At 28.5% G+C, this 2,773-nt stretch carries 2 protein-coding genes and 1 pseudogene; all 3 read left to right on the top strand.

What is annotated here, in order from left to right; translation table 11 throughout:
* Positions 1–1,475 (top strand): annotated as a pseudogene (locus QZ288_RS08510) (AAA family ATPase); the annotation flags it as partial.
* A 29-nt stretch (positions 1,476–1,504) separates the two neighbouring features.
* Positions 1,505–1,768: a hypothetical protein gene (locus QZ288_RS08515; protein ID WP_295157693.1), complete on the top strand. Its 264-nt coding sequence runs from the start codon at positions 1,505–1,507 to the stop codon at positions 1,766–1,768.
* A gap of 12 nt (positions 1,769–1,780) precedes the next feature.
* Complete coding sequence (gene map / locus QZ288_RS08520) at positions 1,781–2,575, top strand: type I methionyl aminopeptidase (protein WP_295157696.1); 795 nt, start codon at positions 1,781–1,783, stop codon at positions 2,573–2,575.
* The last annotated feature ends 198 nt before the right edge of the window (positions 2,576–2,773 follow it).

A 2,773-nucleotide genomic window follows, 5' to 3' on the forward strand; every position in this document is an offset into this window, starting at 1 on the left:
CAGATACTACAGAAGACAATAATAATGAAGATTATCCTGATATGAAAGATTATTCAGATGAGGAGCTTTTAGATTCGGATAATATATTAGAAGATGAAGAAGATGAAATACCTAATTTAGACGATGTATTAGAAGAAACAGAGGAAACATCAGAAACATCAGATACTACAGAAGACAATAATAATGAAGATTATCCTGATATGAAAGACTATTCAGATGAAGAGCTTTTAGATTCGGATAATATATTAGAAGACGAAGAAGATGAAATACCTAATTTAGACGATGTATTAGAAGAAACGGAGGAAACAGAAGATACAGCAGATACTACAGAAGACAATAATAGTGAAGATTATCCTGATATGAAAGACTATTCAGATGAAGAGCTTTTAGACTCAGATAATATATTAGAAGATGATGCAGAGAATGAAGAATCAGAGAAAACAGAAGAATCAGAAGAAACATCAGAAACTTCAGATACTACAGAAGACAATAATAATGAAGATTATCCCGATATGAAAGACTATTCAGATGAAGAGCTTTTAGATTCGGATAATATATTAGAAGATGATAATGAAGACTTAGAGGATACTGAAGATATAGACGAAGAAATTTCTGATGATACAGATAATATATCCGATGATGAAGAGCTGGAAGAAGTTATTGATGATAGTAATTCTCAAGATGATGATATTATAAAGGGTATTGATGATATTATAGATGACAATAATGAGGGGGATATTTTGATAAGTCATGGCTCTATTTTAGAAGATGAGATAGTAAAAAAGGAAGAAGAATATTTCTCTTCAAGCGATGCTTTTAATTTTTCACTTAACAGAGATTTTCTATTAGGCGATTATGAAGATGAAGAGAGCGATAATAATACAGATAATAATATATTACCTAGTTTCAATAATGAGGAATATGATGATGATGAGGTTATAAAACCTGCTAATGAAAATGACAGTTTTGATACAGAAGATTTAATAGATAAAGATTTATATGATCCTGAAGAAGTTCCTAAATCTCCAGATGATTTTTATAGAGAAGCGGAAGAGAAAGTAAAAGAAAATATGACTTCTAGCTGGAAGAATGTTTTAAAATCTATTAGAGGTAAGAAATTTATTAATAAAAATATGAATGATATGCTTAATTGGGTAAAAGAACAGTCAGGACTAGATATTAAGCATGCTGCTATGCTTGAAAGAGGGTATGATGGAAGCTATAATATATCAGATTCTCAGAATATATCAGATGATACAAAAAATAAATTAAATATAGATGAGAATGAGCCTTTATTCAAAAAAATATTGTCTCATAAAAAAACATTGTATGTTTCTGATCCTTTTGCTTCAGATTCACTTAAAGATAAATTTGGTTCTTCGGATAGGGAAAATATATCTCATATGATATTTGTACCAATAGAAAATGATGAAGGAGGATTAAAATCATTTTTTATAGGGCTTTCTAGCAATTGATTTAATTAAAGCGAGGTTGCAGTAAATATATGGAATATTTTATAGTAGTATCAGCTTTTATAGTTATAGGAATAATAGTTAGTTTAGTATTCAGTAATATACTAAAAATAAAAGTATTCGGCGGATGGGTTATGATGTTTCTTATGGCTACTGTAGGTGCTTTGCTTGGTTCTTATTACTTGCCTAGAATAAGTAATATACAATATATTAGAATAAATTTATCATCTGCTGTTTTAGGCTCAATTATATTAATAATTCTTTTATATATATTTACTCCTAAATCTTTAAAATAAAAGGATATCTATATGTTTATAAAAGAAGTTAGAGATATAATAAAGCCGAGCATAAAAGATGAAAATACTATAGCCAATATAAGAAAAGCAGCTGAAATAGCACAAGATTCAATAGATTTAGCTTTTAAACTCTGCATATCAGGAGTAAGAGCTTCTAAAGTTGATAAAGAAGTAGAAAAATATATAAAAAGTAAAAATGCTTATCCTGCCAATTTTGAAGTTCCAGATTACGGATTTGCCACAAGCATATCAAGCGGAAATGAAATAGCACATGGAAGACCTACTAATAATAAAATATTAGTTCACGGAGAGCCTGTATGTGTTGATGTGGGAGTTAAATATAAAGATTGTTATGCTGATTGTGCCAGAACTATAGTTGTAGAAGGCGGTATGGGTTCTGTTAATCATAGAGCTTATAAACTTATAGAGGCTTGTAAAAAATCTTTGGAATATGGTATTTATAAATTAAAGCCTAATGTTCTTTTAAGCGAATACGGAAAGGCTGTTGAAAATAAAGTTCATAAATACGGCTTTAAGGTTATAAAATCTCTTACAGGGCACGGCGTTGGTTATGAATATCATGAAGCTCCTTTTATATTCAATTTTTATCATCCTAATAATGATATTGTATTAGAGCCTAATATGGTATTGGCATTAGAACTTATGATTACAAACGGCACTGATACTTATGAAAAAGAAAAAGACGGCTGGACTTTATCTACTCCCGATTATTCTTTGGCTGTTCATTTTGAGCATACTGTTTTAATCACTCAGACAGGCGTTGAGATACTAGGAATAAAAAAATAAAATAGTATTAAATAATATATATTTTAGTATAAAAACAGGCATTTCTTAAATTAGTGATTAATTTTACTATAATAGTGCTTTATAATCTAAATCAAAAATAATTAAGCTAATTTAAAATTAATAAAATAATAATTATTTTTTGCTTGAAATTTATTTATTATTTGTATATAATATGCATATATGTTAACATCTTTAACA

This window comes from uncultured Brachyspira sp. (assembly GCF_910578695.1).
Taxonomy (GTDB): Bacteria; Spirochaetota; Brachyspiria; order Brachyspirales; family Brachyspiraceae; genus Brachyspira.

Coding starts and splice junctions, on each gene's coding strand:
- QZ288_RS08515 (WP_295157693.1), top strand. CDS start 1,505: ATGGAATATTTTATAGTAGTATCAGCTTTTATAGTTATAGGAATAATA.
- map (WP_295157696.1), top strand. CDS start 1,781: ATGTTTATAAAAGAAGTTAGAGATATAATAAAGCCGAGCATAAAAGAT.